The organism is Amorphus sp. 3PC139-8 (assembly GCF_040750475.1).
Lineage (GTDB): Bacteria > Pseudomonadota > Alphaproteobacteria > Rhizobiales > Amorphaceae > Amorphus.
This window is the reverse complement of the sequence record NZ_JABJVY010000026.1, coordinates 18,209-42,471: the sequence shown is the minus strand read 5'-3', so window position 1 is coordinate 42,471 and position 24,263 is coordinate 18,209. Positions and strand designations below refer to the sequence as shown.

Genomic DNA, 24,263 nt, shown 5'->3' with positions numbered 1-24,263 from the left:
TTTGAAACCCATATGCTTCGAACGCGAAGCGCCGGCGTTCGCGAAAACCGGTACTCACTTTTTTGCCCGGCGCTCAAAACGGCGCCATTTCTCGGCGGACAACGGCGAGGCGTCAACCGGATCACGGCTTGCCCGGTTCGCTCTTGCCGGGGTTGGCGTGGGAGGAGAGCACCGCGCGGCCCAGGCGCTCCAGCGCGGCCTTGAGCGGTTCGTCGTCCACCCCGGCAAGCCGTGTCGCAAGCTGGTCTTCCTCTTCCCGCGAAAGCGGACGAAGCGCTTGCCGCTCCGGTTTCGGCACGGGAATCGGGCGTTGCACGATCTTGATGCGCTCCACCGCGCGCCAGCCGAAGAAGGTGTTGAGCCGCTCGATCAGCAGCGGCGCGGTGTGCTGCAGGATCAGGGCGGAGGCGCTGTTGGTGGCGACCACGAGGGTCGCGCCGCCGGCCGCATCGGGGTCGGCCTTGGTCCGGCGCGGCCAGATCAATCTTTCGGGAAGTGCGGTCTTGGCGGTCTGCTCGTCGACGATGGAGGCCCAGTTGGTGAGAATCGCCGCCGACGCAAAGCCGCGCTTACGGGCGGCCGGCGTCAGCGCGTCGCCGATCAGGTCGGAAAGCGGCACGGCCCGCCGGCGGCGTGGGCCGGTGCGTCGATCGTTGGGGCGATTGGCGGGCGCCATCGGTCCGTCCTCGGTTGCGATATACTGGGCAGGATCGGCCGGAATGCCGGGTCCAGGCGCGCGCCATCCCGCTTGAAACCCGGCTGCGGCGAGCCGCCCGCACGTATCTATCCTAAACGCCACTTCGTGGCAGCCATCGGGCAGCAACGCTTGATCTTGGTCCGGCCTTGGGCGACACGCGAACCATGACCGCTGCGATCCGCTCCCGTTCCACGACCGCCGATTCCCTGCTTGCCTGGTACGACCGCCATGCACGGCGCCTGCCCTGGCGGATCGGGCCGGAGCGGCGCAAGCAGGGCGAGCGCCCGGACCCTTATCGCGTCTGGCTGTCGGAAATCATGCTGCAGCAGACTACGGTCGCTGCTGTCGGCCCCTATTTCGGCCGCTTCGTGACGCGCTGGCCGCAGGTGGAGGATCTGGCCGCCGCCGACACCGATTCCGTCATGCAGGAGTGGGCGGGGCTCGGCTACTACAGCCGCGCGCGCAATCTGAAACGCTGTGCGGAAATCGTCGCGGCGGATCATGGCGGCCGGTTTCCGCAAACGGCGGCCGGGCTCGCCGAATTGCCGGGAATCGGGCCCTACACCGCTGCGGCGATCGCCGCGATCGCCTTCGACGAGCCCGCCCCGGTGGTCGACGGCAATGTCGAGCGGGTGGTAAGCCGGCTTCGCCGGATCGAAACGGCGATGCCGAAGGCGAAGGCGCTGGTGCGCGAATACGTCGCCGAGATCACCCCGAAAAAGCGTCCCGGCTGCTTTGCCCAGGCGATGATGGATCTCGGCGCCACCATCTGCACGCCCAAACGCCCGACCTGCGCGCTCTGCCCGATCTCTGAAGGGTGCGAGGCGCATGCCGAAGGCGATCCGGAGCGCTTTCCGGTCAAGGCGCCGAAAAAGGAAAAGCCCACCCGCACCGGCAAGGCCTATGTCGCGGTGCGCTCGGATGGCGCGGTGCTGCTGCGCCGTCGGCCGGACAAGGGGCTTTTGGGCGGCATGGCGGAAGTTCCGAACGAGGGCTGGGCCTCGGCGAAAGGGGAGGTGGAGGCCGAAGGTCCGCCGCTCAGAGCCGAGTGGGTCCGGCTGCCCGCGCCGGTTACCCATACTTTCACCCATTTCCATCTGGTGCTGGATGTTTACCGGGCCCGCGTCGGGTCGAAGATCGCCGCACCGGCGGAGGCCTGGTGGTCACCGCCGGCAAAACTCGGCCGGGAGGCGCTGCCGACGGTCATGCGCAAGGTCGTCGCGGCGGCGACGGAGACCGGTTGAGCGTTACGCTTGAGGGAAGCCTGTGAAGTGTAACTTGCGTCGCCTCTCGCTCCGCTTGCTCCCGCGAAAGTGGGAGTTCATAGGGAGCTGGAGGTTTCGCCGCGAAGGTGCCGCCCCGCACGACTCTAGCTGTCGGCGCGATCAGTCTGCGGCCCTGAATTCGATGTCTTCCGCCCCATAGACTCCCGCTTTCGCGGGAGTGAGCGATGTTTGGGCCAGGGCTTCCGTATTCTATGGACGGCGGTTTCGAGGGCCAGACCCGTTCCGCTTTTCTCGGACTTACGGAGCGGGTCTACGTCATTGTTTCGACGCGTTTCCGGACGGCCAACCGGTTTCCACTTGGCCTGGAAACGCTCTAAAAATCACGCCGCCTTTGCCGTGGTGGCCCGAATTTCCTCGCGCAGCGCATCGATCGGCTGGCGCTTGCCGCGCTTTTCGAAGTGCCAGTAGGTCCAGCCGTTGCAGGCGTCGAGGCCCTGGACGGCGGCACCGACTTTGTGGATGGAGCCGATATGGGCGCCGGCCTCCAGGGTGGCGTCGGCGCGCACGATCGCCTCGTGTCGGCCCTTGGGGCAGGTGAGCCGTTCGCCCGGCCGCACCAGGCCGGCTTCCAGCACGGCACCGAACGGAATCCGCGGCGCGGCGCGCTTGCCGAGCATGGTCTTCAGGCCCTGCTCCGGCGCGGGACGCACCGCCTCGATGCGGGCGCGGGCGGCGGCCGCATAGTCGGCCTCGCGCTCGATTCCGATGAAATGGCGACCGAGGGCCTTGGCGACGGCGGCCGTGGTGCCGGTGCCCAGGAACGGATCGAGCACCACGTCGCCGGGATTGGAGCTCGACAGGAGCACCCGGTAGAGCAGGGCTTCCGGCTTCTGGGTCGGATGCAGCTTGTGGCCGTCGTCGTCCTTCATGCGCTCCTGGCCGGTGCACAGCGGCAGCGTCCAGTCGGAGCGCATCTGCAGACCGTCGTTGAAGGCTTTCAGCGCATCGTAATTGAAGGTGTACTTGGTCTCGTGGCTGTCGCGCACCGCCCAGATCATGGTCTCATGGGCATTGGTGAAGCGCCGGCCGCGGAAATTCGGCATCGGGTTCGACTTCACCCAGACCACGTCGTTGAGGATCCAGTAGTCGAGATCCTGCAGCGTGGCGCCGACGCGGAAAATGTTGTGATAGGAGCCGATCACCCACAGCGTTCCGCCGGGACGCAGCACGCGCTTGGCCGCGGCGAGCCAAGCTCGCGTGAAGGCATCATAGTCGGCGAACGAGGAAAAGCGATCCCAGGCGGCGTCCACCCCGTCGACCCTGGAATGGTCGGGCCGGGTGAGGGCACCCTCCAATTGGAGATTGTACGGTGGATCCGCGAAGACCACATCCACCGACGCTTCGGGAAGGCCGTTCATCACATCGACCGCTTCGCCCAGATGGACGCGATCGAGAACGCCATTCAAAGAGAGAGACCGGGACGCCCGGGCGGACGCCCCGGTTTGATTGCTCATCATTGCGACGCATTACCCTACGCAATTGGCAAGGTCGTTATGCGTCAACGGGTATGAATACGTGGTTAATTTCTGAGGAATTTCAAAAGGTTAACCAAACCTTGCCGAACCGGGTCCGGCTCTGCCAAGAAACCGGCGGGAAGGGCGTGCAGCATGGTCCGCTATAAAGAGACGACAACAGCCGAGGGAGTGGACATGAGTGGTCGCGAGCCGAATTCCCAGCCTGCCGGCGCGCATCTCGATCAACCGGCGCCCTGGCCCTCGGAGGCGTTTCGTGATCCCCATGCCGCGGTGGCGCGGCTGGAAGCGATCTATCAGCGGAACACCGCCTTCTTGCGCGACCGCTTCGAGGCGGTGGTGGCCGGCGGCGGCGTGCCGGACCAGCGCGTTCGGGCATTCTATCCCGAGGTCAGGATTGCGACCCAATCCTTTGCCCGCGTCGATTCCCGGCTCGCCTACGGCTTCGTGCCGGGGCCGGGCACCCACCAGACCACAATCACCCGCCCGGACCTGTTCCGCGCCTATCTGATCGAGCAGCTCAGCCTTTTGATCCAGAATCACGGCGCGGCCGTCACGATCGGCGAATCGGCCACGCCGATCCCGATCCATTTCGCCTATCCGGAGGGAATGAATGTCGAAGGCGCATTGGCGGGCGACGTGACCTGGCCGCTGCGCGATCGCTTCGACGTGCCGGATCTGACGCACATGGACGATGCGATCGTTAACGGCGCTTTGGAGCGGGTGGCCGGCGCGCCGATGCCGCTTGCGCCGTTCACCGCGCCCAGGACGGACTATTCGCTGCACCGCTTGCGGCACTATTCGGCGACGAACCCAGCCTCTTTCCAGAACTATGTGCTGTTCACCAACTACGCCTTCTATGTCGATGCCTTCGTGCGCCACGCCCGCGAGCGGATGGCGGCCGGCGGCGACGGCTACGACGCGTTCGTGGAGCCTGGCGATTGCGTGACGCCGGCCGGCGCGTCATCGCCGACCAGCGGGCAGGCGCCGGAGCGGATGCCGCAGATGCCGGCCTATCATCTCGTGCGGGGCGATCATTCCGGGATCACGCTGGTGAACATCGGAGTGGGGCCCTCCAACGCCAAGACGATCACCGACCACGTGGCCGTGCTGCGGCCCCATGCCTGGCTGATGCTGGGCCATTGCGCCGGGCTGAGGAACACTCAGCGGCTCGGCGACTACGTGCTGGCCCACGGCTATGTGCGCGAGGACCATGTGCTCGACGCCGATCTGCCGACCTGGGTGCCGATCCCACCGCTGGCGGAAGTGCAGGTAGCGATCGAGGAGGCGGTGGCCGCGGTCACCGGGCTGTCGGGCTACGAGCTGAAGCGCGTGATGCGCACCGGCACGGTGGCCACCATCGACGACCGCAACTGGGAACTGAGAGACCACCGCGAACCGCTGCGCCGCTTCTCCCAGTCGCGGGCGATCGCGCTCGACATGGAATCGGCGACGATCGCGGCCAACGGATTCCGGTTCCGGGTGCCCTACGGGACGCTTCTGTGCGTCTCCGACAAGCCGCTGCACGGCGAGATCAAGCTGCCCGGCATGGCGAGCGCATTCTATCGGCGCCAGGTCGACCAGCATCTCGCGATCGGCATTCGGGCGCTGGAAAGCCTGCGCTCCATGCCGCGCGAACGCCTGCATTCGCGCAAGCTTCGCTCGTTCGAGGAAGTCGCGTTCCAGTAAGATCCCGGGGGCATGCGTTCAAGTTTTCTTTATCAAAGCCCGATATAGGTCGGCCCCAAGGGCGACGAAGACACTAGATTCGAGGGTGTTGGGACTTCTGGGCGCTTCCAGGCGAAGGGACAAGCGGTTCGCCAGCCGGAAACGCAAACGATCGGTTGGAGCTGATTTGCCGTTGGGCAGACAGCCGGAAGGGCTCTGACGGGGCCGACCTGCATATGGACGACGATTGCGGATCGACTGTCCGTTCTCAGCCATCCGATGGTTTCTTCAGATCACAGTTTCCGACCTCGAAACCCGATTGCTGCGATCCGCGCGCGGTTCGCGGTGGCCGTCGAGGACCGGCTCGATCTCGGCCTTCGCTCGACGAACCCAAGGAGGATACCGTCTTCATGTCTCAAGCGATCAACCTGACCCGGCCGGGGCTCGGCCGCACGGCCCGCGTCGTCGCGCTGGCCGCCGTCGTCTCCCTGGTGGGAGCGGACCTCGCCCATGCCGCCCAGGTGACAGTCTACACCAAGTCCGGCGCCACCGTGGTCGTCAACACCGACACGCTAACGGCGCCTGCGATGTACTACACCGCCGTCGGCGCACCCTACTGGGTCTATCCGAGCCACCCGGCCTATGTGCCGGCGCCGGCCTATGCGCATCCGGTCTACGGTCCCGCAGGTGTCAACGGCGTCGCGCGACGGACCGCCCGGCGGACCACGCGCCGCGTCGACCGGCGCTGGTAAGCGCCCGCTCGCCTGCGACACGCATTCATCGAGGATATCGACGATCATGGGACTGAACCGGACATTCCTGCGCGGGCTCGCGCCTCTGTTCGCGGCCGCGCTGTTCTCTGCCACCCCGGCATTCGCGCAATCTGACGACACGCAGGCCAAACCTTCGGCCGAAGCCTCCGCCGAAGCGGGCCTGGCCGCCGTTGGCGACATGGCCACCTATCTCGGCGGCCTGACGAGCTTCGAGTTCAACGCCTCCAGCCTGTTCGACGAGCCGACCCTGAACGGCCCGGCGGGCAAGCGCGCCGCCAGCTACCACGTGGCGGTCAAGCGGCCGAACAAGCTGTTCCTCGACGCCCAGTTCGACGACGGCAGCGAGCGCAAGGTCTGGTTCGACGGAGCCAATGTCACCTTCGCCAACACGACCGCAGGGACCTATATCGAGTTGCCGTTCGATGGCGATATCGACGGGCTGGTGACGGCCATGGAAGAGCGGCTCGGCACCACGTTTCCGCTCTTGTCGTTCGTCACCTCCACGCCGTTCAGCGAACTGGACGAGGCGGCGATCGGCGCGGAGGTCTTGGGCGAACGCAAGCTCGGCGACGATATCTCCACCGTCGTTGCCGTGGAGACGATCGACGCCTACCGGCTGTTCTGGATCGCGGACGGCAGCGCCCCGCTACCGGAGCGTCTCGTGACGACCTATCTGCGCGAGCTCGGCGATCCGGAGATGATCACGACCTTCCACCGTTTCTCCGAGAAGGCGCTTCCCGACGCCACGTTCACCGCGGAGATCGCGGACGGCTGGCAGGCGATCGAGCTCAATCCGGCGCAGTAGGCGGGCTCCGCGAAGCCCGAGAAAAGCGGGACCCGGTTCGCCGTCCGGAAACGGGGCCGAACAATGTGCCGGCGCGCCGTCGCGCGCTGGCTTCGCCGATTGTTTTCGCTCACGCCAACTCGCCTTGCTCGCGGCTGCGCGGGCGCGGCTCATCCAACAAAAAAAGCCGGGGTCGCCCCCGGCTTTCGTCGTATTAAAGCGTTCCCAGGCCAGACGCACCAATCAGGTGTTGGAGATCTCGACGCCCAGCGCGTCGTAATAGTGCAGGTCGACCAGGTCGCCCGACTTGATGTCGAGCTTCTTCAGAAGCTCCGGGTGGACGAGCGCGACGGTGCGCTTCTCGCCGTCCGGCGCCTCGAAGGTGACCGTGCCGCTTTCCTGGCTGATCTCGAGGATCTTCGCGGTCAGGGTGACGTTGCGGACGGTCAGGCCTTCCGGCAGCTTGTCCGGGTCGGCCAGCGTCACGTCGAGGTCGAGGGTGATGCCCGGCTCTTCGGCCTTGCTCTGGGCGACGTCCAGGATCAGGCCCTGGAGGTGGCTCACGGTCAGGAACTGGTTCTCGCGCACCTCGTCGAGATCGAAGCCGGGCGGCACCGGCATGGCGTACTCGTCCCGGTTCGGCGTCTTCACGACGACCTGGTTTTCCATCTTGTTGGTGGTGACCACCTGCGCCTTGAAGGTCTCGACCTCGGCATCGCCGAACACGTCGACATAGTTGATGGCGTCGGCCGTATCAGTGGCCTGCTGGCTGGCGGTCTCCGCCGCGCCGGCCGGAGCAACCGCGCAAAGCGACAGCAGAAGTGCGGCGGCCGCGCCGCGCATGGGGGAAAGCCAAGTGCTCATTCAAGTCCTCCATAGGCCGACGATGCTCGTCAACCGACTGCCTCCGTCGGCGACGAGGCAGCCCAACCCGACATCGTTCGACAGGAATGCGATCGGGGCAGAGGCTCAGCCCATCCGCCCGCACCTCATCGAACGCATTGAAACGATCACGCTTTTCGGCTTCGCGGCGATTCGATCCGGTCGCCTCGTGACCGCGCCGAACCCACCGTCAAATCCGGACAATCCTATGGCGAAGGCTTGTCCGTCCCCGGTCCAAATGGATCAGTCCGTAACAGTCGGTAACCATCCGGGCAGGGTGCTTGCTGATAGCACCACAGCGCCCCGTAAACCACTGCAATGAACACGTCCGTATCGTTCGAGCCGAACCAATTCGAACGGGACATGCTCTCGGAAATCAGGATGCCTCGCCCGTCTCCTCGGCCTCCGGATCCTCGAAGAAGAGGAGCAGGGCGGCAAGCGTCTCGTCGGGGGCCTCTTCGCACAGGAAATGGCCGGAATCGATCTCGTGACCGTCCACGGTCTCGGCCCAATTCTGCCAGACCTGCAGCGGGCCGTTGCCGCCGCCGGGAATGCCGTGCGACCCCCAGAGCACGAAGGTCGGCGTGGTGATCTTGCGGCCGGCCTCCTGGTCGGCCCGGTCGATGTCCCAGTCGATGCTCGCGCCGGCGCGGTAGTCCTCGCAGGTGGCGTGGACGCGTTCGGCCTGGCCGTAGAAGGCGCGGTAGTGTGCAAGCGCGCGATCGTCGAAGGAGGTCAGATTGTGGGACTTGGTCCAGCTCGCCAAGGTGTGGTCGAGATATTGTACCGGCGCGCGGGCGATCAGGAGCTCCGGCAGCGGCTCGTGCTGGGCCAGGAACAGCCAGTGATAGGCGCTCATGGCGCGCTCGACGGTCATCCCGTCCCACATCGCCGCGGTCGGGATGATATCCAGAAGCGCGAGCTTTTCGACCGCCTCGGGAAAGTCGAACGCCAGCCGGTAGGCGACCCGCGCGCCACGATCGTGGCCGGCGAGGCGGAAGCGCGAGAAGCCCAGCCGGTTCATGACCGCGACCACGTCCTTGGCCATTTCGCGCTTGGAATAGGCGGTGAAGTCGCTTCCGGTGGCCGCCAGACCGCTCGCCCCGTAGCCGCGCAGGTCCGGCAGCACGACGGTGTAGCGTGCCGCGAGCGCGGGCGCGAGCTTGTGCCACATGGCATGGGTCTGAGGAAAACCGTGCAGACAGACCAGCGGCGGCCCATCTCCGCCGATCCGGCAGTGGATTTTCACCCCGTCGCCGTCGACCATCTCCGATCGGAAACCGGGAAACAGCTCGGGCAGTTCGGCCATGGAGATCCTCTTGCGCCGGGGACGGGTCGGGTGAACAGGTCGCGGTCGAGGATGACGATCTCGACCGCGGCTTGCAAGGCGGGGGATCAGGAGGAGCGGCCGATCGCCCGCGCGCCGATGTCCGTGCGATAAAATCCCTCCGGCCAGTCGATCTTGTCGACCGCCGCGTAAGCCCGCCCCCGCGCGGCCTCGATGGTCGTCCCCGAGGCGGTGACGGCGAGCACCCGGCCCCCCTTGGCCACCAGCCGGCCGTCGGCGCGCGCTGTGCCGGCATGAAATACCACCACTTGCGGATCGTCGATGGCGTCGAGGCCCTTGATCTCCGATCCGGTCTCCACCGGTCCGGGATAGCCTTTGGTGGCCATGACGACGGTGAGGGCCGGGTGCGCCGACCAGGTGGCGGTCATGCCGGAAAGACCGCCCGGCGCCGACGCCGCGAACAGAAGCTCGGCGAGATCGCTCTCAAGGCGCACCATCAGGACCTGACATTCCGGATCGCCGAAGCGGACATTGTACTCAATCAGCTTGGGGCCTTCGTCGGTGATCATCAGCCCGGCATAGAGCACGCCGCGAAACGGGGTGCCGCGCGCCTTCAACCTCGCCACCGTCGGTTCGACGATCTCGCGCAAGGTGCGGGCGACCATCTCGTCGCTCATGACGGGGGCGGGCGAATAGGCGCCCATGCCGCCGGTGTTGGGACCCTGGTCTCCGTCGAAGGCGCGCTTGTGGTCCTGGGCGGTGGCGAGCGGCAACACCGTTTCGCCGTCGGTCAGCGCGAAGAAACTGGCCTCCTCGCCGATCAACTTTTCCTCCAGTACGACCTCCGCGCCGGCGGCGCCGAACGAGCCGGAAAAGCAGGCCTCGATCGCCGCCTGGGCCTCGTCCATGGTTTCGGCAACCACGACGCCCTTGCCGGCGGCAAGCCCGTCGGCCTTCACCACGATCGGCGCGCCCATGTCGTGAAGGGCCGCAAGGGCCGCCTCGAGGCTGGCGGCCCGGCGGAAGGCGGCGGTCGGAATGTTCGCTTCCGCGCAGAGCTCCTTGGTGAAGCCCTTCGAGCCTTCCAGCGCGCTTGCGGCTTTGGTCGGGCCGAAGGCGCGAATGCCGGCTGCGTCCAGCACATCGACGAGCCCTGCCACGAGCGGGGCTTCCGGACCGACCACCACCAGATCGATGCCGGTCTCCCGGCAAAAGGCGACAACGGCGTCGTGATCGTCGCTCTTGAGGGGAATCGTCTCCGCAAGCGTTGCGATCCCCGGATTGCCGGGCGCCGCAAATAGCCGCTCGACTCGGGGCGACTTCTTCAAGGCCCAAGCCAGGGCATGTTCGCGGCCGCCGCCGCCAATCAGGAGAATGTTCACGAAGGCCCTCGTTGCTCGTTCCGATCACTGCCGCGTCGGCTTTAGCACCGGGCCCGGATCGCTTCCACCGCAAGCCGCGCATCCCCACCGGCGAAAAAGAGGCGGAGGTCACGCAAATTTGCGCCCAATGTCCGCGCGATGGCCGGCTTCGGACCGGGCGGAACCTTTCGACCGCGGCCTGGTTCGGCTACAATTGAGGGTCGTTAGGAGGACCCGACATGGTGTCCAGAACGCGCAAGGATGAGGACGAGACCGTCGCCCTCGGTCCGGTCGCCGGGGGAGCGATGGCGGTGGGTGCCATGGCGCTCGGCGCGCTCGTCCTTGGGCGCCGCGCATTGCGCTCGGCGCGCGATCGTCGTCGTGGGCTCCTGCCGCATCCGTCAAGTGCCGATCAGGTCGACGAGGGAGCCGCCGACGAGGTCCCGGCGGAGCGAGGAAGCGAGCCGCGCGGCGACTAGCTCCCCACCAAATTCGCGGCGATGTCGACCAGCAGTGCCAGGTTGATCGTGGAAAACAGAAATGACAGCACGCCGTGGAACGTCACCCATTTGCGGAAGATGCGGCTGACGGTGGCGACGTCGGACACCTGAAACGTCATCCCGGCGCAGATCGCGAAATAGAGAAAGTCCGAGTAGTCCGGCTCCTGCCCGCCGGGGAAGGCGAGGCCGCGCTCCTGTCCGTCCGAGGCTTCCTCGTAGTAGAGATGCGCATAGCGGACAGCGAAGATGCACTGGATGGTGAACCAGGTCAGCAGCACCGTTCCGCCGCCCAGGATCAGGTGCAGGGTTTCCGACAGCGGTCCCTGGCTGTGCGCCACCCTGAGCACCCAGATCGTCGCGGTAACGGAAACACCTGCGCCGATTACCAGAAGCAGCGCGAAGCCGAGCTGTCCGATCGAGGCGGCCACGATCCGGTCATGCAGGGAAAGGGCGCTCCAGCGCTGCATGACGAACACGATCAAGGCGATCTGACAGGCCGCCGCGCCGCACCACCCGATCGCGACTCGTGACGCCAGCGTCATGGAGGAGGGCAGGAGCAGGATCAGCACCAGGCCGAGCCCGATGCTGATGACGTAGCGCAGCCAGTGCACGCGATCCGGCCGGGTTCGGAGGAGCTGGTCGACGCGGTGCTTCATCTCGCGCTCTCCCCTGCTTGCGCCTTCCGGAAACCGGTAGCGGGCGCAGCCCTATTCCAAGCCCGTAACAGTCTCTAGCAGCCTTCCCGTCACAGCAAAACAGGAGCGGGGCCGTAACTTAGACCCGTGCCGTGATTCCGGGAAAAGCGGAACGGGTCTAGGTCATGGGTCGATGACCTAGGGTCAGGACTCATGACTTCCGGATTTACGAGTCCTGATCCTGGCCGGCACATGGGTGCAATTGGCGCGGGTTCATTTACGTGATGGTAAGCTTAACGCCCGACATTTGCCGCGTGTATCGGGTCTTGTGAGGCGTACCGTGAGGCAGAGCGCAGTCGCACTCCTTGGAGTGCTGGTCGTCGGTGGGTGCAGCCATATGGCTGCAAGCGACGCCCCGCAGGAGCCGTGCGCCCAGTCGCTGCGCAGCTCGACCCGGCTGACGGGATGCGTAGGCAATACGTCCGGGGACGAACCTGTGGCGATCGTGCCGACGGCCTATGCGGCCCCTGCGACGGTGCCCGGTTTCCGGCCGTGGACCGACGCGGTCGAGTATCAATTCCGCTTCGTGATCGGCGATCAGGTCACCATCAATCTGCCCTTCTACGACGACGAGTCCACCGAGACCCAGGTCGCGCCAGACGGCATGATCTATCTGAGCCTGATCGGCGGCGTGCCGGCAGAGGGGCGGACGCCGAAGGAGCTCGAGCAGGAGCTGGAAAAGCGCTACCGGAAATATCTGCGCTATCCGACCGTCGGCGTGGTGCCGACCAGCTTCGGCGCTCGGCAAGTCTTCGTTGGCGGCGAAGTGAATGAACCCGGCGCCCTGACCATGCCGGGTCCGCTCGGGGTGATGGAAGCGGTGATCATGGCCGGCGGCATGAAAGACACGGCCGGCACCAACAAGATCGTTCTGATCCGCCGCGGGCCCGACGACAAACCCATGTTGCGCGTGGTGGACCTCGCCCAGTTCGCGGGCAGTGCCGATCCCAACGAAAACCTGATCCTTCAGCCCTACGATATCGTCTTCGTGCCGCGCTCGCGGATCGCGGAAGTGAATCTCTGGGTCGACCAATACATCAACAAGACGCTACCGTTCAGCAGCAACTTCAGCTACGCGATCCAGAGAAACGTCTACTGATGATCCCGCCGGGAACCCCTCTTGGAGCTGCCGGCGACGACCCGGACAGGGCGGTGCCGTTAGGGTCTGGTTCGGGGCCGGAAGACGGCAAGGGCGGGTCAACGGTGGACGATGGACAAACGCGAGGCGGAGGGGCGGCGACCCGCGCCGGAATGCTGGGCAGCTTGTTCGGCCGCCGGGTGGAGCGGAACGCGTCTGGCGGTGTGGACAGGTCGACGGATGACTTCTCGGTCGCGGGCGGACAGGACACCCAGCATCTAACGGCGGCGGCGGTGTCCGCGTCGCTTGCGGCACGGCGCGGCGGCGCCGGACCATCGCCGCAAGCTGCCGTCCCGCGAAAGGAGACCGGGACCGGATGGGGCGTCGGCGAGCCGCGTGCAAGCGACGTCGACGGCCGCAGCCGACGGCTTGCCTCCCGACTTGAGACTAGAGCGCGCTTCGACACCGGTGGCCAAAGCTACGAAACGTTGGATTGGTCCATCGGGGGCTTCGCGCTCGCCGCGGCCAAGACGGGCTTTTCCAAAGGCCAGACCTTTGGCGGCACGTTCACTCTGTTCCTCGACCAGTTCGTGATTTCCACGTCGGTTCAGGCGGAAGTCGTGCATGTCGACCCGCACCGCATCGGCTTTCGCTTCACCGAGCTGAGTCCGTCGCAGCTTCGCATGCTGCGGACGCTGGCGGCCGCACTGCTTTCCGGGCGGGCGCCGACCGCGCTGCCCGTTGGCGAGGCGCCGTCGGATGGCCCGCGCAAAACCAAGGCGAAAAGCGATCGGCGGCCGGCATCGCGCATGATCCGGCTCGTCTCCGGGACGTTCAATGCCATTCTGGCGCTGGTGGTGGTGACGATCGGCCTGTTCGTCTTCTTCGCTCCGATCGAACCGGTCTTCACCGCGGAGACCGGGGCCGTTGCCGCGCCGCGAATCGTGGTGGCCGCGCCTTTCACCGGCTCGCTCGACGAGATCGTGGCGGTGGAGGATGCCACCGTGGAGGCTGGCGATCCGCTTGCCCATGTGACATCCATCGATGGCGTGCGCCAAATGCTGGAAAGCCCCTGCAATTGCATGGTGGTTCGCTATACGGCCGCGCTCGGCGAGCTGGTGCCGTCCGGCGCGCCGATGGTGGATCTCGTGGACAGGGAAGAGACACCGGTGATCGAGGCGCTGTTCGACTTCAACCAGGCGGAGGCCTGGCAGCCGGGGCGGCTGGTGGAGATCACCTTGATCTATTCCGGCGCGACGTTCGGCGGGCGGATCGAGCGGGTCAGCCCAACGGCCCCGAGCGACGTGATCGGCATTCCGCCGGGTCTTGCGGCATCCAGCGACAAGCAGGTCGCCTGGATCAAGCCGGACAGGGCACTGCCATTGACCGATGTCGGCGAACCGGCGCGGGTACGGTTCCAACAGTCGACTGGGCTATAGAGCGTTTCCGGGCGAAGGGAAAAACCGCTTCGCCCTCCGGACACGCGTAAGAACAAGGGCCTGAACAGGTCGGATCGCAATGCTTTCCTGGTTTGTCGACAGCGGTCTCAACTTTCTGCCGCAGCTTGTGAGCCTGCTCGCGCTTTGGCTCGCCGGCGTGGCGCTGTTCCATCGTCGGCGCGGCTTCCTGGTGGCCGCCTCGGTTCTGGTGGTGGCGCTCGGGATCGGCCTTGCCGCCTACAAGAGCACGCTCACGGCCGCCTCGGGAGGCTCGGGGGCGCCGCTGCGGGTGATGACGGCGAATCTTCTATTCTCCAACACCGACGTGGCGGCCCTGTCGCAGGCGCTGTGGGAGCGCGATCCGGACGTGCTGGTGGTTCAGGAGCGCAGCCCGGTGTGGAGCCAGCTTCTGGAGCGGCTGTTGGGCACCGACTATGTGCTGATGGCGGAAAGTTCCTCGGGCTCGACCGCCATCTATCGCCGGGCGCGTCTGGAGGTTTGCCCGACGCCGGAGATCGACATTGCGCTGCGGCCGCGTTCCGCCGTCGGCTGCGCGCTGGTCGACGGCCAGCCGGTGCTGGTCCTCGGGGTGCACGCGCCGAAGCCGAACAATCCGGCGGACGAAGGCCAACGCGCCGCGGCGTTCCGGAACTATCATGCGGTGATCCGTGCGGCCGGGCTGCCGACGGTCGTCGCCGGCGACCACAACGCCTCGCCGCTGTCGCTCAGCTTCCGCAGCTATGTGGATCGCAGCGGGCTGTCGCTTCCCACCGAGGCAGGGCCCTGGTTCACCCCGAGCTGGCCGAACTGGCTGCCGGCGATCGGCCTGCGGATCGATCAGATCCTCGTCACCGACGAGCTGTCCGCGCGCCTGGTGGGCGTCGGTCCGGACATTGGCTCCAATCACCTGCCGGTGATTGCGGACGTGGCGATCTTGGGTCGTCGTTGAGGAAAGCGGGAACCGTTTTTGCTCGGCGTTCTAAATGCGCCAGCGGCGATGGAGCCAGAGCCACTGCTCCGGGTGTTCGCGGACCCAGCTCTCGATGATCTCGTTGACCATGATCATGGTGGCGTCCACGTCGACGCTGCCGTCGCCCTCTCGCGGGAGCTCGATCGGTCCTTTGAGCTCCATATAGAAGCGGCCTTCCGGCTTGCGCACGGTGCGGGCCGCGTAGACCTTGCAGTCGTGGCGGCGGGCGAGCTTGGCGATCAGCGGATTGGTCTTCGCCGGCCGGCCGAAAAAGGGCAGGGTGAGCCCGCGCCCGAAGCGCTGGTCGACCAGCACGCCGACATGCCCGCCGCGGGCGAGAATGCCGTCGAGCTGGGCCACGGCGCCGGGGCGGGAGGGCACCAGCCCGCCCATGACGCTGCCGCGCACCTGGTCGAGCTCGCGGGCGAGCCGCTCGTTGTTGAGCGGCCGGAACAGGACGGACACGTCGAGGCCGAAGGTCGCCGCGCAGACCGGCAAGAGCTCCCAGTTCGCCAGATGCGCGGTAAACACGATGCAGGGCGTGTCGGAATCGCGGATCTCGATGAATTGATCGATGCCGTTGACCTCGAAATGGCCGGCGGTCGGATCGTGGAAATCGAAATCGAAGATCCGGTCGAGAAACAGGAACTCCGCTGAAGTGCGGCCGAGATTGTCCCAGACGCCGTTCAGGATCTGCCGGCGCTCCTTGGCGGGTATGTCCGGATAGGCGGCGGCCAGGTTCTCCCGCCCGGTCTTGTCGACGGGAAGCAGCGGTCCGATCGTGCGCGCGGCGAAGCCGCCGAACGCCACCGCAGCATGCGCCGGCAACAGGCGGATCAGCCGGACCAGGGCGACCACGATCTTGGCGAACAGCCAATCGGCGAACGCAAGGCCGCGCGCGGCGAGCTGGCGTCGGGAAACCACCGATCAGCTCATCGTCATGACGATCTTGCCGAACACCTTTCGGCTTTCCAGCCGCGCCAGCCCCTCTTCGATCTGGTCGAGGGTGATCACCGTGTCCACCACCGGCAGCACGCCTTCGGCCATATGGGCAAGGCCGTCGCTGAGATTGTGAATCGCGCAGCCGAACGAGCCGAAGATGCGGTACTGCTGCTGGAAGAGCTGCATCAGGTTGATCTGGGCGGTGATGCCGGTGGTCGAGCCGCAAGTGACCAGCCGCCCGCCGCGCGTGAGCGAGAACAGGCTACCCTGCCAGGTGTCGACACCGGTGTGCTCGAACACGACGTCGACACCGCGCTTGCGCGTCAGTTTGCGCACGACGCCCTCGAAGCGCTCGGTGCGATAGTTGATCACGTGGTCGGCGCCGAGTGCGCGGGCCTTCTCCGCCTTCTCGTCGCTGCCGACGGTGGTGATGACGGTCGCGCCGATGTGCTTGGCAAGCCGGATCGCCGCCGTCCCGATGCCGGATCCGCCGGCCTGGACCAGAATGGTCTCGCCGGCTTCCAGCTCGGCGTTGTCGAACAGCATGTGCTCCACGGTGCCGAAGGTGATGGAAGCGCAGGCGGCGTCGACCATGCCGACATTGTCGGGCACCGGCACGCACAGCCGAGCCTTGGTCACCATCCGCTCGCGGGCGAAGCCGTCGAGATGAAAGCCGTGGATGCCGCCGACATTCTCGCAGAGATTTTCGCGGCCTTCCCGGCAGGCCCGGCAGGTGCCGCAGGTCTGCGCCCCGTAGATCGCGACCCGCTGGCCGACGCCGAGCTGGTCAACGCCGGGGCCGACCGACACGACGGTGCCGGCTGCCTCCGCTCCGACGACCAGCGGCAGCTTGCGCTTGGCGAACGCCATGCCGCGCCAACCCCAGACATCGATATGGTTGAGGGCGACCGCACCGATCTCGATTTCGACCTCGCCTTCGCCAGGGGAGTCAGGCGGCGCGATATCCGCGATCTCGAGGTTGCGATCGGAGACGAGCTGAAGCGCGCGCATCGGGTCGAGGGCTCCGTTTGGATGGGTTAACGGGATGAAGGCAGCGCCGGCAGGCCTGCCCCATCCGCTTGTTTTCTCGCAAGTTCGGGCGGCCAACCGGTTTCCACTTGGCCTGGAAACGCTCTCTAGGTTCGACGACTGACGAGGTGGGCGGAAAGCCCGCCGTCGATCGTCAGGACCGCGCCGGTGATGTAGCTGGCGCGCGGCGAAATCACAAATCGGATCAGGTCGGCGATCTCCTCCGGCCGCCCCAGGCGGCCGGCGGGGATCTGGCGCTCGAGCTGGTCGCGGTAGGCGAGGTAGGGCTCGATCAGGCTGGTCTCGATAAAGCCGGGCGCCATCACGTTGACCGTGACGCCCTTGCGCGCGATCTCCACGGCGAGCGTGCGAACGTAGCCGATCAGCGCGCCCTTGGTCGCCGCATAGGCCGCGTTGCCGGAGACGCCGCCGGTGGCGGTGACGGAGCCGGTGGCGATAATCCGCCCGGTCCTTGCGCGAATCATCGGCCGGATTGCCGCCGCCGCCAGGCGCATGAAGGCGAGCGCGTTGATTTCCATCAGTTCGGCGATGCGTTCCGCCTCGATGGTCGCGGCCAACCGGTCGTAGGATTGGCCGGCATTGTAGAGAAGCCCGTAGGCGGCCTCGTCCTCTTCCAGACGTGCCGCCAGCGCCGCGACTTGTGCCCGATCGCCGGTGTCGACCTGCATCGTTTCGATGACGCGATCGGGATGGCGCGCGCGCAGCTCCTCGCCGAGCGCCGCCAAGGCGCCGTCCGTATTGCGCGAGGCGAGCAACAAATCGTAGCCGTCCTCGGCAAGGGCGCAGGCGGTCGCAGCACCGATGCCGCGGCTGGCGCCGACGACATAGACGCGTTTGGCGACGTCGGCCGTCGTGTCCGTCATCGCAGGCAAGCTCAGAACGGTTCCGCCGCGAAGATCAGGGCGACATTCTGGCCGCCGAAGCCGAACGAGTTCGACATCACCGTGCGGATCGGAACGTCGCGGGCGACATGCGGTACCACGTCCAGCGGGATGGTCGGGTCGGGCTCGTCATAGTTGATCGTGGGCGGAAGTCGGCCGGTCCTGAGCGAGAGGACGGAGAACACCGCCTCCACCGCGCCGGCGGCCGTGATGGTGTGGCCGATCATGGACTTGTTGGACGACACCGGGATCGCGGCCAGCGCGTCACCGAACACGGCGGCGAGCGCAAGATATTCCATCTTGTCGTTTTCGGGCGTCGCGGTGCCGTGGGCGTTGACGTAGTCGATGTCGGCCTCGGTCAGATCGGCATCCTTCAGCGCATCGCGGAAGACGCCGATGATGGAGGATCCGTCCGGTTTGGAACGGGTCCGGTGGAAATCGTCCGCCCGTTCGCCGCAGCCTTTGACGATGGCCAGCACCTCCGCGCCGCGGGCCCGGGCGTGCTCCAGGCTCTCCAGCACGAAGGCGCCGCCTCCCTCGGCGACGACGAAGCCGTCCCGATTCTTGGAGAACGGCTTGGAGGCTTTCTCCGGCGGGTCGTTCTGGGCCGAAAGCGCCGACAGGAGCGAAAAGCGCACGACGGTTTCGGGGTGAACCGAGCCGTCGGCAGCCAGGCAGAGCGCCGTCTCGCAATCGCCGCGCCGGATCGCCTCGACGCCGAGCTGGATCGAGGTGGCACCGGAGGCGCAGGCCGTCGTCAGCGAGATCGGTGCGCCCTGGGTCCCGAACCGGTCGGCCACCCGCTCCTCGATACCGGCAAAGGAGAAGGTGCGGTACATCTCCACCCAGTCGCCATGCTGGGCGCCGTCGAGCATCCGATGCCAGCCTTCGCCGGCCTTCCCGGCCTCGAACAAAGCAAGGCGCTGGCGCCATTCCAGCTCCACTGGCGGCACGGCGATGAAGAGCGGGCCGGGGAAGGTGTCGGAAGTCGGCATGCCGGCCTGGGCAAGCGCCTCTTCGCCGGCCATCACGGCCAGCGTTTCCGTCAGCGCGGGCGCGGAGAACTCGTCGAGCTCGATGAAGTCGACCGCGCCGGCGACCGTCGTTCGCAGGCCTTCGACCGGAAAGCGGGAGATGCGCCGGATGCCGGAGGTGCCGGCGGTCAAGGCCGCCCAATTGTCGTCCTTGCCTTGGCCGAGCGAGGTGACCACGCCAAGGCCGGTAATGGCGACGATGGGGCGGCCCTTCTCATCGTGGGTTGCGCTGCTCATGGTGTCCCATCCGAATTGCCGCCCGGGTCGTCCGCCAGGCGGTGGACGTTATTCGTTGTCGGCGGAAAGCACGGTCAGGCTCTCGCCGCGCCATGCGCCCCATCCGGTCACGGCCACGGTCGAGGGCGTGTCGGTGGCGGCCGCCTCGATCTCCGCCTGTGCGAACGGCGGATAGAAGGAGCCTTCGCCGAGCGTGGCCGCAGCCAACGCCACGGCCGCAGGCATTTGGGCCTCCATGCCGTGGCCCAGCACCGTGCCCGTGCCGCGAACGTATGCGGTCCGGTCGGCGGTGATCCGGTCCAGCATCGTCCGCTCGGCGGCAAGGGCGGCCGGGACGCCGCTGGTGGCGCTCAAAAGACCGATCGGCGCATCGCCGGCCGCGGCGTCGAGCCGGCCGAGCTGGCGCTCGATCCGCGACTGGAAACGCTCCGAGCCGTCGCGCGCACCGCGATCGGTGACCACGTCCTCGATGCGGGCATAGATCCGCGCGCCGCGCGCCTCGGCGTGATCGCGGCTTTCCAGGACCAGGAACGCCCCCATCGAGCCGGGGACCATGCCGCCCTGCTGGCCGGTGCGGTTCCAAATGTCCGGCACGTCCGCGCCCTGCCAGAGTCCCTGCGACATGGCCAGGAACACGACCATGTCGTAGCGCACGGCGTTGTAGGCGCCGCCGACCAGGAAGACGTCATTTTGACCGGCCCGGATCTGCCGCCAGGCGGTCTCCAGCGTGGTGGCGCCGCCAAGCTCCTCGCCCATGAAGGTGCGCGACGAGCCGGTAACGTGATGGACGATCGAGATGTTGCCCGCCAGCAGGTTGGAAAGCTGGGCGAGGAACAGGGTCGGCCTGAGATCGGAGCCGAGCCGCTCGTTCAGGAACGCACCGGGATCCGGCGCATCCCGCCAGCCCTGGACGATGTCGCCGTCGACGGAGGCATCGCGTTCGCCGCCGCCGGCCGCTACGATCAGGTTTGTGCGCTCCAGGATCTCGCTCTCGCCGGCAATGCCGGCATCCGTCAGCGCAAGCCCGGCGGCATAGGTGCCGTAGCGCTGCCAGTTCTCCATCTGGCGCTGGTCGCCGCGCCGGGGGATCTGGGTGGAGAGGTCGATCTCGGTGATCGGATGGACCGGAAAGGGCGCGTAGGTGTCCGCATCCACGGGCGGGCGCACGCGCTCGCCGGCGGCCAGCAGGCGGTAGTGCTCCGAAATCCCGTCAGCGATCGGCGAAACCAGGCCGATCCCGGTGATGACGGCGTCGCGCGGGTCCTTTTCCGGCATTTAGTCAACGCTCCCCGAAAGGCCGATTTCGTCGGCTTGGCGGCGCATCATCGCTTCAAGATCCGGGCTCGGGAACGCCATCGTCTTGAAGGTCAGGGCGGCATCGCACACGCGCTTGCCCTGAACGGCGATCTCCGCCTCCGTGACGGAGAAGCCGGAACCGTCATGGGTGAGCGTGGCGGTGATCATCAGCTCGGTGCCGGGTTCGACGAATGTCCTGAGCTTGCCCTGCTTGACGCCGGCAAGGAAGGGCATCCGCGAAAATCCGTTGTGAGCGAGCACCAGATAGCCCGATGCCTGGGCCATCGTCTCGATCAGGAGCACGCCCGGCATCAGCGGATAGCCGGGGAAATGACCTTCGAAGACGGTGCTTTCGGTCGGAACCGTCGAGCGTGCTTCGAGACGGTTCGAGGCGCGGTCCAGGACCGTCACCTCGTCGATCATCTGAAAATATTCGAGCCGCATCCGCCCTGTCAGCCCTTGGCAGCGACCAGCTCGTCGATCCGGGCGCAGAGATTTTTCAGCACGAAGTAGTCTTCGGCCGCCGCGTTGCCGCTGTTAACCTCTTCGGTCCAGGATTCCAGCGGGATCTTGATGCCGAACTGCTTGTCGATCGCGAACACGATGTCGAGGAAGTCCAGGCTGTCGATGCCCAGATCGTCGATCGCGTGGCTTTCCGGCGTGATGGTCTCGCGCGGCAGTTCGCAGGTCTCGGCAATGATGTCGGCGACTTTATCGAAGGTCGAATCCATCGATCGCAATGCTCCTTATTCTCGTCGGGTCGGTCGGCCATGCGACCCGGATCGGCCGGCCGACGCGACCCGCTGCCACCTGCGACCACTTGATAGGGGATCGAGCCGCGGCTCGGCGGAATCCGCTGTTCTCAGGTCCGCTCACCGCCCGTTCCGCGCTCGGGTGTGTCGGGGCGGAATCAGGCCTGATCAGTCTCGTGTCGGAGGCGTTCCTTAGCACAAGTCGAGGGTGATGGAACACCATATGGGCGGCGAGATGGCGGGGTTTTGCGCTTTCCTCGCCATCCGACTTGATTCGGGCGCACCCGGCCGGTCAGCTCTGGCTGAGGCCGGCGAACAGGGTCGGCATGTCGAGCGGGCGGAAGCCATAGTGGGACAGCCAGCGCAGATCGGCTTCGAAGAAGGCGCGCAGGTCCGGCATGCCGTATTTCAGCATGGCGATGCGGTCGATGCCCATGCCCCAGGCGAAGCCCTGGTAGCGGTCGGGATCGAGCCCGCAATTCCTGAGCACGTTGGGGTGCACCATGCCGCAGCCCAGGATCTCCAGCCAATCGTCCCCCTCGCCGAAGCGGACCTCGCTGCCGGTGCGGCGGCAGCGGATGTCCACCTCCATCGACGGTTCGGTGAAGGGGAAGAAGGACGGGCGGAACCGCATTTGGGCGTTGTCGACCTCGAAGAAGGCCTTGCAGAACTCCTCCAGGATCCACTTCAGGTGTCCGATGGTCGCCGTCTCGTCGATCACCAGGCCTTCGACCTGATGGAACATCGGGGTGTGGGTCTGGTCGGAATCGCAACGATAGGTCCGGCCGGGCACGATGATGCGGATCGGCGGCTCCACCGTCTCCATGCTGCGGATCTGCACCGGAGAGGTGTGGGTGCGCAGCAGCAGGCGCGAGCCGTCCTCTTTCGGATTGAAGAAGAAGGTGTCGTGCATGTCCCGGGCGGGATGGCCCTCGGGGAAGTTGAGCGCGGTGAAATTGTAGTAGTCGGTCTCGATATCCGGCCCTTCGGCGATCTGGAAGCCGAGATCGGCGAAGATCGCCGTCAGCTCGTCGATCACCTGGCTCACCGGATGGATGCGGCCGGTCTCCACCGGGGCCGGACGGACCGGTAGCGTGACGTCGATGCGTTCGGCCGCCAGACGCTCGGTCAGCGCGCGTTCCTGCAACACGGTGCGGCGTTGGGCGATCGCGTCGTTGATGCGGGCTTTCAGGCCGTTGACCGCCGGGCCGACGGTCTTGCGCTCCTCCGGCGACAGGCCGCCGAGCGCTTTCAGCCGTTCGGAGACCACGCCCTTCTTGCCGAGGGCGTGGATGCGAACCTCTTCCAAGGCGGCATCGCTGTCGGCAGCGTCAATCCGCTCGGTGAGGTCGGCCTCGAGCGCTGCCAAGGTCTCGGGGCTGGTTTCGGAGGCGGTTTGGGTCATCATCGGTCCAGGCGTCGGGGCGGGTGCGATAGGCCCGCCGGGATGTCGTGCCGCCGGCTGAACCGGCGCGTGGCCCGAGCTATAGAAACCGAAAGCCGTTTCCGCAATCGTCGGGGTGCATGATGTCGCATGCGACCGCCTCGTCACACCCTCGCCACAGCCGTTCGACGTGATCGGCTTTCTCTCAATCGAATCCGGAAATGACCTCGATCTCCTCTTACCAAACCCTCTCGGGCGACCCGAAATCGGCCCGCCGGCGCCGGCTGCGGCTATGGGCGGAGCTGGTGCTCCTGTTCGTGGTGGCGCCCCCGGCAGTGTTTTTGATCGCCGATGCGCTGAACGTGCGCGTCTTCATGGTGATGGCGGTCATCCTGCCGATCTTCGTGATGCTTCTCATCGGCGATCGGACCTTTCCCTGGCGGGCGACGTTCGGGCGATGGCCGCCGCTCCTGGAGCTCGCCCATATCCTGGCGCTGTTTATCCCGGTCGCGCTGGCGACGGCCGCGGCGGTGCGGTGGATGACGCCGGGCAGCTTTCTCTGGCTGCCGCGCTACCGGCCGGATCTCTGGCTGACGATTATGGTGTTCTACCCGATCGCGTCGGCGGCGAGCCAGGAGCTGATCTACCGGGTTCTGTTCTTCCACCGCTACGAAAGCCTGTTTGCCGGCCATCGGGGCGCGATGATCGTGTCCAACGCCGTGCTGTTCGGGGCGGCCCACATTCTGTTCGGCAACTGGGTCGCGATCGTGCTGTCGGCGGCGGGCGGTGTGCTGTTCGCCTGGCGCTACGACCGCACGCACACCTTCTGGCCGGTGTGGATCGAGCACAGTCTTTACGGCAATCTCGTCTTCACCGTCGGGCTCGGGCAGTATCTTTATTCGGGAAGATAGAGCGGGATGAGGAAAAGGGGACACCGGTTTTCCGCCCGCATCCCGCTCCGAGAACAAAGCGGATCTGGTCATCGGACGACGTGAGAAGGAATTGACCAGACCTGGGACGAACAGGGAACCTTTGCGGCAGTTGCGCGTCCCTTTTCTCGGGGCGGATCAAAACGTTATGCGTTCAGTCGCAGATCAAGGCGACAGCCAAAGGCGAGGGACATGCGACCCGAGATCCAAGGCATCGTGGAATCCGTCCTTTATGCAGACGACCTCGACGCGGCCGCCTCCTTCTATCAGGACGTTCTGGGGCTGGAACTGGTCGCCGAGCATGCGGGCATGAAGGTGCTGAAGGCCGGCACGGGGCAGAATCTTCTTCTCTTCGACCGCGCTGCGGCGGAAGTCGACAAGGACCTGCCTGGAGGCCGGGTGCCCGGGCACCGTTGCGACGGACCGGGCCACATCGCTTTCCACGTCTCGTTTGCCGACTACGATCGCTGGCTGGAGACGCTCAAGAGCCATGGCGTGGCGATCGCGAGCGAGGTGCGTTGGCCCGCCGGTGGCCGGAGCCTGTATCTCGACGACCCGGCCGACAATGTCGTGGAGCTCGCGACGCCTGGGCTCTGGCCGAATTTCTAGACCCGTTCCGCATTTATTGATGATGCGCGCGACGCTGTTTCGCTTATCGGCTCTGCGCGCATCTCTCGGACTTGCGGAGCGGGTCTAAGTGATTGTTTCGACGCGTTTCCGGACGGCCAACCGGTTTCCACTTGGCTTGGGACCGCTCTAAACCCGACACTCGCCTGAAGATCGCCGGTCACACAAAAAGCCCGGCCGTCGCAACGGCCAGGCTTATCCGTGTCGTCGAGTAGAGGAATCCGACCCGGGCAGAAGC

General features: G+C 66.3%; 24 protein-coding genes. 10 read left to right on the top strand and 14 right to left on the bottom strand.

What is annotated here, in order from left to right:
- Positions 1-121: 121 nt before the first annotated feature.
- Positions 122-676: a DUF721 domain-containing protein gene (locus tag HNS03_RS20510; protein WP_367197917.1), complete on the bottom strand. Its 555-nt coding sequence runs from the start codon at positions 674-676 to the stop codon at positions 122-124.
- Positions 677-861: 185 nt separating this feature from the next.
- Between HNS03_RS20510 and mutY the strand changes: the two genes are divergently transcribed.
- Complete coding sequence (mutY, locus tag HNS03_RS20505; protein WP_367197916.1) at positions 862-1,941, top strand: A/G-specific adenine glycosylase; 1,080 nt, start codon at positions 862-864, stop codon at positions 1,939-1,941.
- A gap of 362 nt (positions 1,942-2,303) precedes the next feature.
- Here the strand turns inward: mutY and HNS03_RS20500 are convergent, their stop codons facing one another.
- Complete coding sequence (locus HNS03_RS20500) at positions 2,304-3,440, bottom strand: site-specific DNA-methyltransferase (protein WP_367197915.1); 1,137 nt, start codon at positions 3,438-3,440, stop codon at positions 2,304-2,306.
- 192 nt (positions 3,441-3,632) lie between these two features.
- Here HNS03_RS20500 and HNS03_RS20495 point away from each other — a divergent pair, with 192 nt between their 5' ends.
- From HNS03_RS20495 to HNS03_RS20485, 3 genes are all read left to right on the top strand, one after another.
- On the top strand, positions 3,633-5,144 hold the full coding sequence (locus HNS03_RS20495) for an AMP nucleosidase (RefSeq protein WP_367197914.1): 1,512 nt from the start codon (positions 3,633-3,635) through the stop codon (positions 5,142-5,144).
- A 389-nt stretch (positions 5,145-5,533) separates the two neighbouring features.
- Positions 5,534-5,875: a hypothetical protein gene (locus tag HNS03_RS20490; RefSeq protein WP_367197913.1), complete on the top strand. Its 342-nt coding sequence runs from the start codon at positions 5,534-5,536 to the stop codon at positions 5,873-5,875.
- 46 nt (positions 5,876-5,921) lie between these two features.
- Positions 5,922-6,701 (top strand): DUF2092 domain-containing protein, encoded by a 780-nt coding sequence (locus tag HNS03_RS20485; RefSeq protein ID WP_367197912.1) that lies wholly within the window; start codon positions 5,922-5,924, stop codon positions 6,699-6,701.
- A 222-nt stretch (positions 6,702-6,923) separates the two neighbouring features.
- On the opposite strand, the gene HNS03_RS20480 is transcribed toward HNS03_RS20485, so the two are convergent.
- From HNS03_RS20480 to purD, 3 genes are all read right to left on the bottom strand, one after another.
- Complete coding sequence (locus HNS03_RS20480) at positions 6,924-7,544, bottom strand: hypothetical protein (protein WP_367197911.1); 621 nt, start codon at positions 7,542-7,544, stop codon at positions 6,924-6,926.
- Positions 7,545-7,938: 394 nt separating this feature from the next.
- On the bottom strand, positions 7,939-8,871 hold the full coding sequence (locus tag HNS03_RS20475; protein WP_367197910.1) for an alpha/beta fold hydrolase: 933 nt from the start codon (positions 8,869-8,871) through the stop codon (positions 7,939-7,941).
- A gap of 86 nt (positions 8,872-8,957) precedes the next feature.
- On the bottom strand, positions 8,958-10,232 hold the full coding sequence (gene purD, locus HNS03_RS20470) for a phosphoribosylamine--glycine ligase (RefSeq protein WP_367197909.1): 1,275 nt from the start codon (positions 10,230-10,232) through the stop codon (positions 8,958-8,960).
- A 218-nt stretch (positions 10,233-10,450) separates the two neighbouring features.
- On the opposite strand from purD, the gene HNS03_RS20465 reads away from it, so the two are divergent.
- Positions 10,451-10,690, top strand: coding sequence for a hypothetical protein (locus tag HNS03_RS20465; RefSeq protein WP_367197908.1), 240 nt, complete (start codon positions 10,451-10,453; stop codon positions 10,688-10,690).
- Here HNS03_RS20465 and HNS03_RS20460 read toward each other — a convergent pair.
- Positions 10,687-11,367, bottom strand: a complete 681-nt coding sequence (locus HNS03_RS20460) for a DUF1345 domain-containing protein (RefSeq protein WP_367197907.1) — start codon at positions 11,365-11,367, stop codon at positions 10,687-10,689. The genes HNS03_RS20465 and HNS03_RS20460 overlap by 4 nt on opposite strands.
- 376 nt (positions 11,368-11,743) lie before the next feature.
- Between HNS03_RS20460 and HNS03_RS20455 the strand changes: the two genes are divergently transcribed.
- From HNS03_RS20455 to HNS03_RS20445, 3 genes are all read left to right on the top strand, one after another.
- On the top strand, positions 11,744-12,505 hold the full coding sequence (locus HNS03_RS20455) for a polysaccharide biosynthesis/export family protein (protein WP_367197906.1): 762 nt from the start codon (positions 11,744-11,746) through the stop codon (positions 12,503-12,505).
- 104 nt (positions 12,506-12,609) lie between these two features.
- The gene (locus HNS03_RS20450; RefSeq protein ID WP_367197905.1) at positions 12,610-13,923 is read left to right on the top strand and encodes a PilZ domain-containing protein; all 1,314 of its coding nucleotides are present in this window, start codon (positions 12,610-12,612) and stop codon (positions 13,921-13,923) included.
- Positions 13,924-14,002: 79 nt separating this feature from the next.
- Positions 14,003-14,872: an endonuclease/exonuclease/phosphatase family protein gene (locus tag HNS03_RS20445; protein ID WP_367197904.1), complete on the top strand. Its 870-nt coding sequence runs from the start codon at positions 14,003-14,005 to the stop codon at positions 14,870-14,872.
- A 30-nt stretch (positions 14,873-14,902) separates the two neighbouring features.
- On the opposite strand, the gene HNS03_RS20440 is transcribed toward HNS03_RS20445, so the two are convergent.
- The 8 genes from HNS03_RS20440 to pheS form a co-directional block, all read right to left on the bottom strand.
- Positions 14,903-15,817, bottom strand: a complete 915-nt coding sequence (locus tag HNS03_RS20440; protein WP_367197903.1) for a lipid A biosynthesis lauroyl acyltransferase — start codon at positions 15,815-15,817, stop codon at positions 14,903-14,905.
- A gap of 3 nt (positions 15,818-15,820) precedes the next feature.
- A complete protein-coding gene (locus HNS03_RS20435; RefSeq protein WP_367197902.1) occupies positions 15,821-16,846 on the bottom strand; it encodes a zinc-binding dehydrogenase in 1,026 nt (341 codons plus the stop codon).
- A 125-nt stretch (positions 16,847-16,971) separates the two neighbouring features.
- Positions 16,972-17,748, bottom strand: a complete 777-nt coding sequence (locus HNS03_RS20430) for an SDR family NAD(P)-dependent oxidoreductase (protein WP_367197901.1) — start codon at positions 17,746-17,748, stop codon at positions 16,972-16,974.
- 11 nt (positions 17,749-17,759) lie between these two features.
- The gene (locus HNS03_RS20425) at positions 17,760-19,037 is read right to left on the bottom strand and encodes a beta-ketoacyl-ACP synthase (protein ID WP_367197900.1); all 1,278 of its coding nucleotides are present in this window, start codon (positions 19,035-19,037) and stop codon (positions 17,760-17,762) included.
- 48 nt (positions 19,038-19,085) lie between these two features.
- Positions 19,086-20,312, bottom strand: a complete 1,227-nt coding sequence (locus tag HNS03_RS20420) for a beta-ketoacyl-ACP synthase (protein WP_367197899.1) — start codon at positions 20,310-20,312, stop codon at positions 19,086-19,088.
- Entirely contained in the window at positions 20,313-20,777 is a 465-nt protein-coding gene (locus HNS03_RS20415) for a 3-hydroxyacyl-ACP dehydratase FabZ family protein (RefSeq protein ID WP_367197898.1), read from the bottom strand. It abuts the gene before it with no gap.
- Between the two features lie 8 nt (positions 20,778-20,785).
- Positions 20,786-21,064 (bottom strand): acyl carrier protein, encoded by a 279-nt coding sequence (locus HNS03_RS20410; protein ID WP_367197897.1) that lies wholly within the window; start codon positions 21,062-21,064, stop codon positions 20,786-20,788.
- Positions 21,065-21,377: 313 nt separating this feature from the next.
- Positions 21,378-22,490, bottom strand: coding sequence for a phenylalanine--tRNA ligase subunit alpha (gene pheS, locus HNS03_RS20405; RefSeq protein ID WP_367197896.1), 1,113 nt, complete (start codon positions 22,488-22,490; stop codon positions 21,378-21,380).
- Between the two features lie 200 nt (positions 22,491-22,690).
- Between pheS and HNS03_RS20400 the strand changes: the two genes are divergently transcribed.
- Positions 22,691-23,380: a CPBP family intramembrane glutamic endopeptidase gene (locus tag HNS03_RS20400; protein WP_367197895.1), complete on the top strand. Its 690-nt coding sequence runs from the start codon at positions 22,691-22,693 to the stop codon at positions 23,378-23,380.
- Positions 23,381-23,590: 210 nt separating this feature from the next.
- Positions 23,591-24,007 (top strand): VOC family protein, encoded by a 417-nt coding sequence (locus HNS03_RS20395; RefSeq protein ID WP_367197894.1) that lies wholly within the window; start codon positions 23,591-23,593, stop codon positions 24,005-24,007.
- Positions 24,008-24,263: the final 256 nt, after the last annotated feature.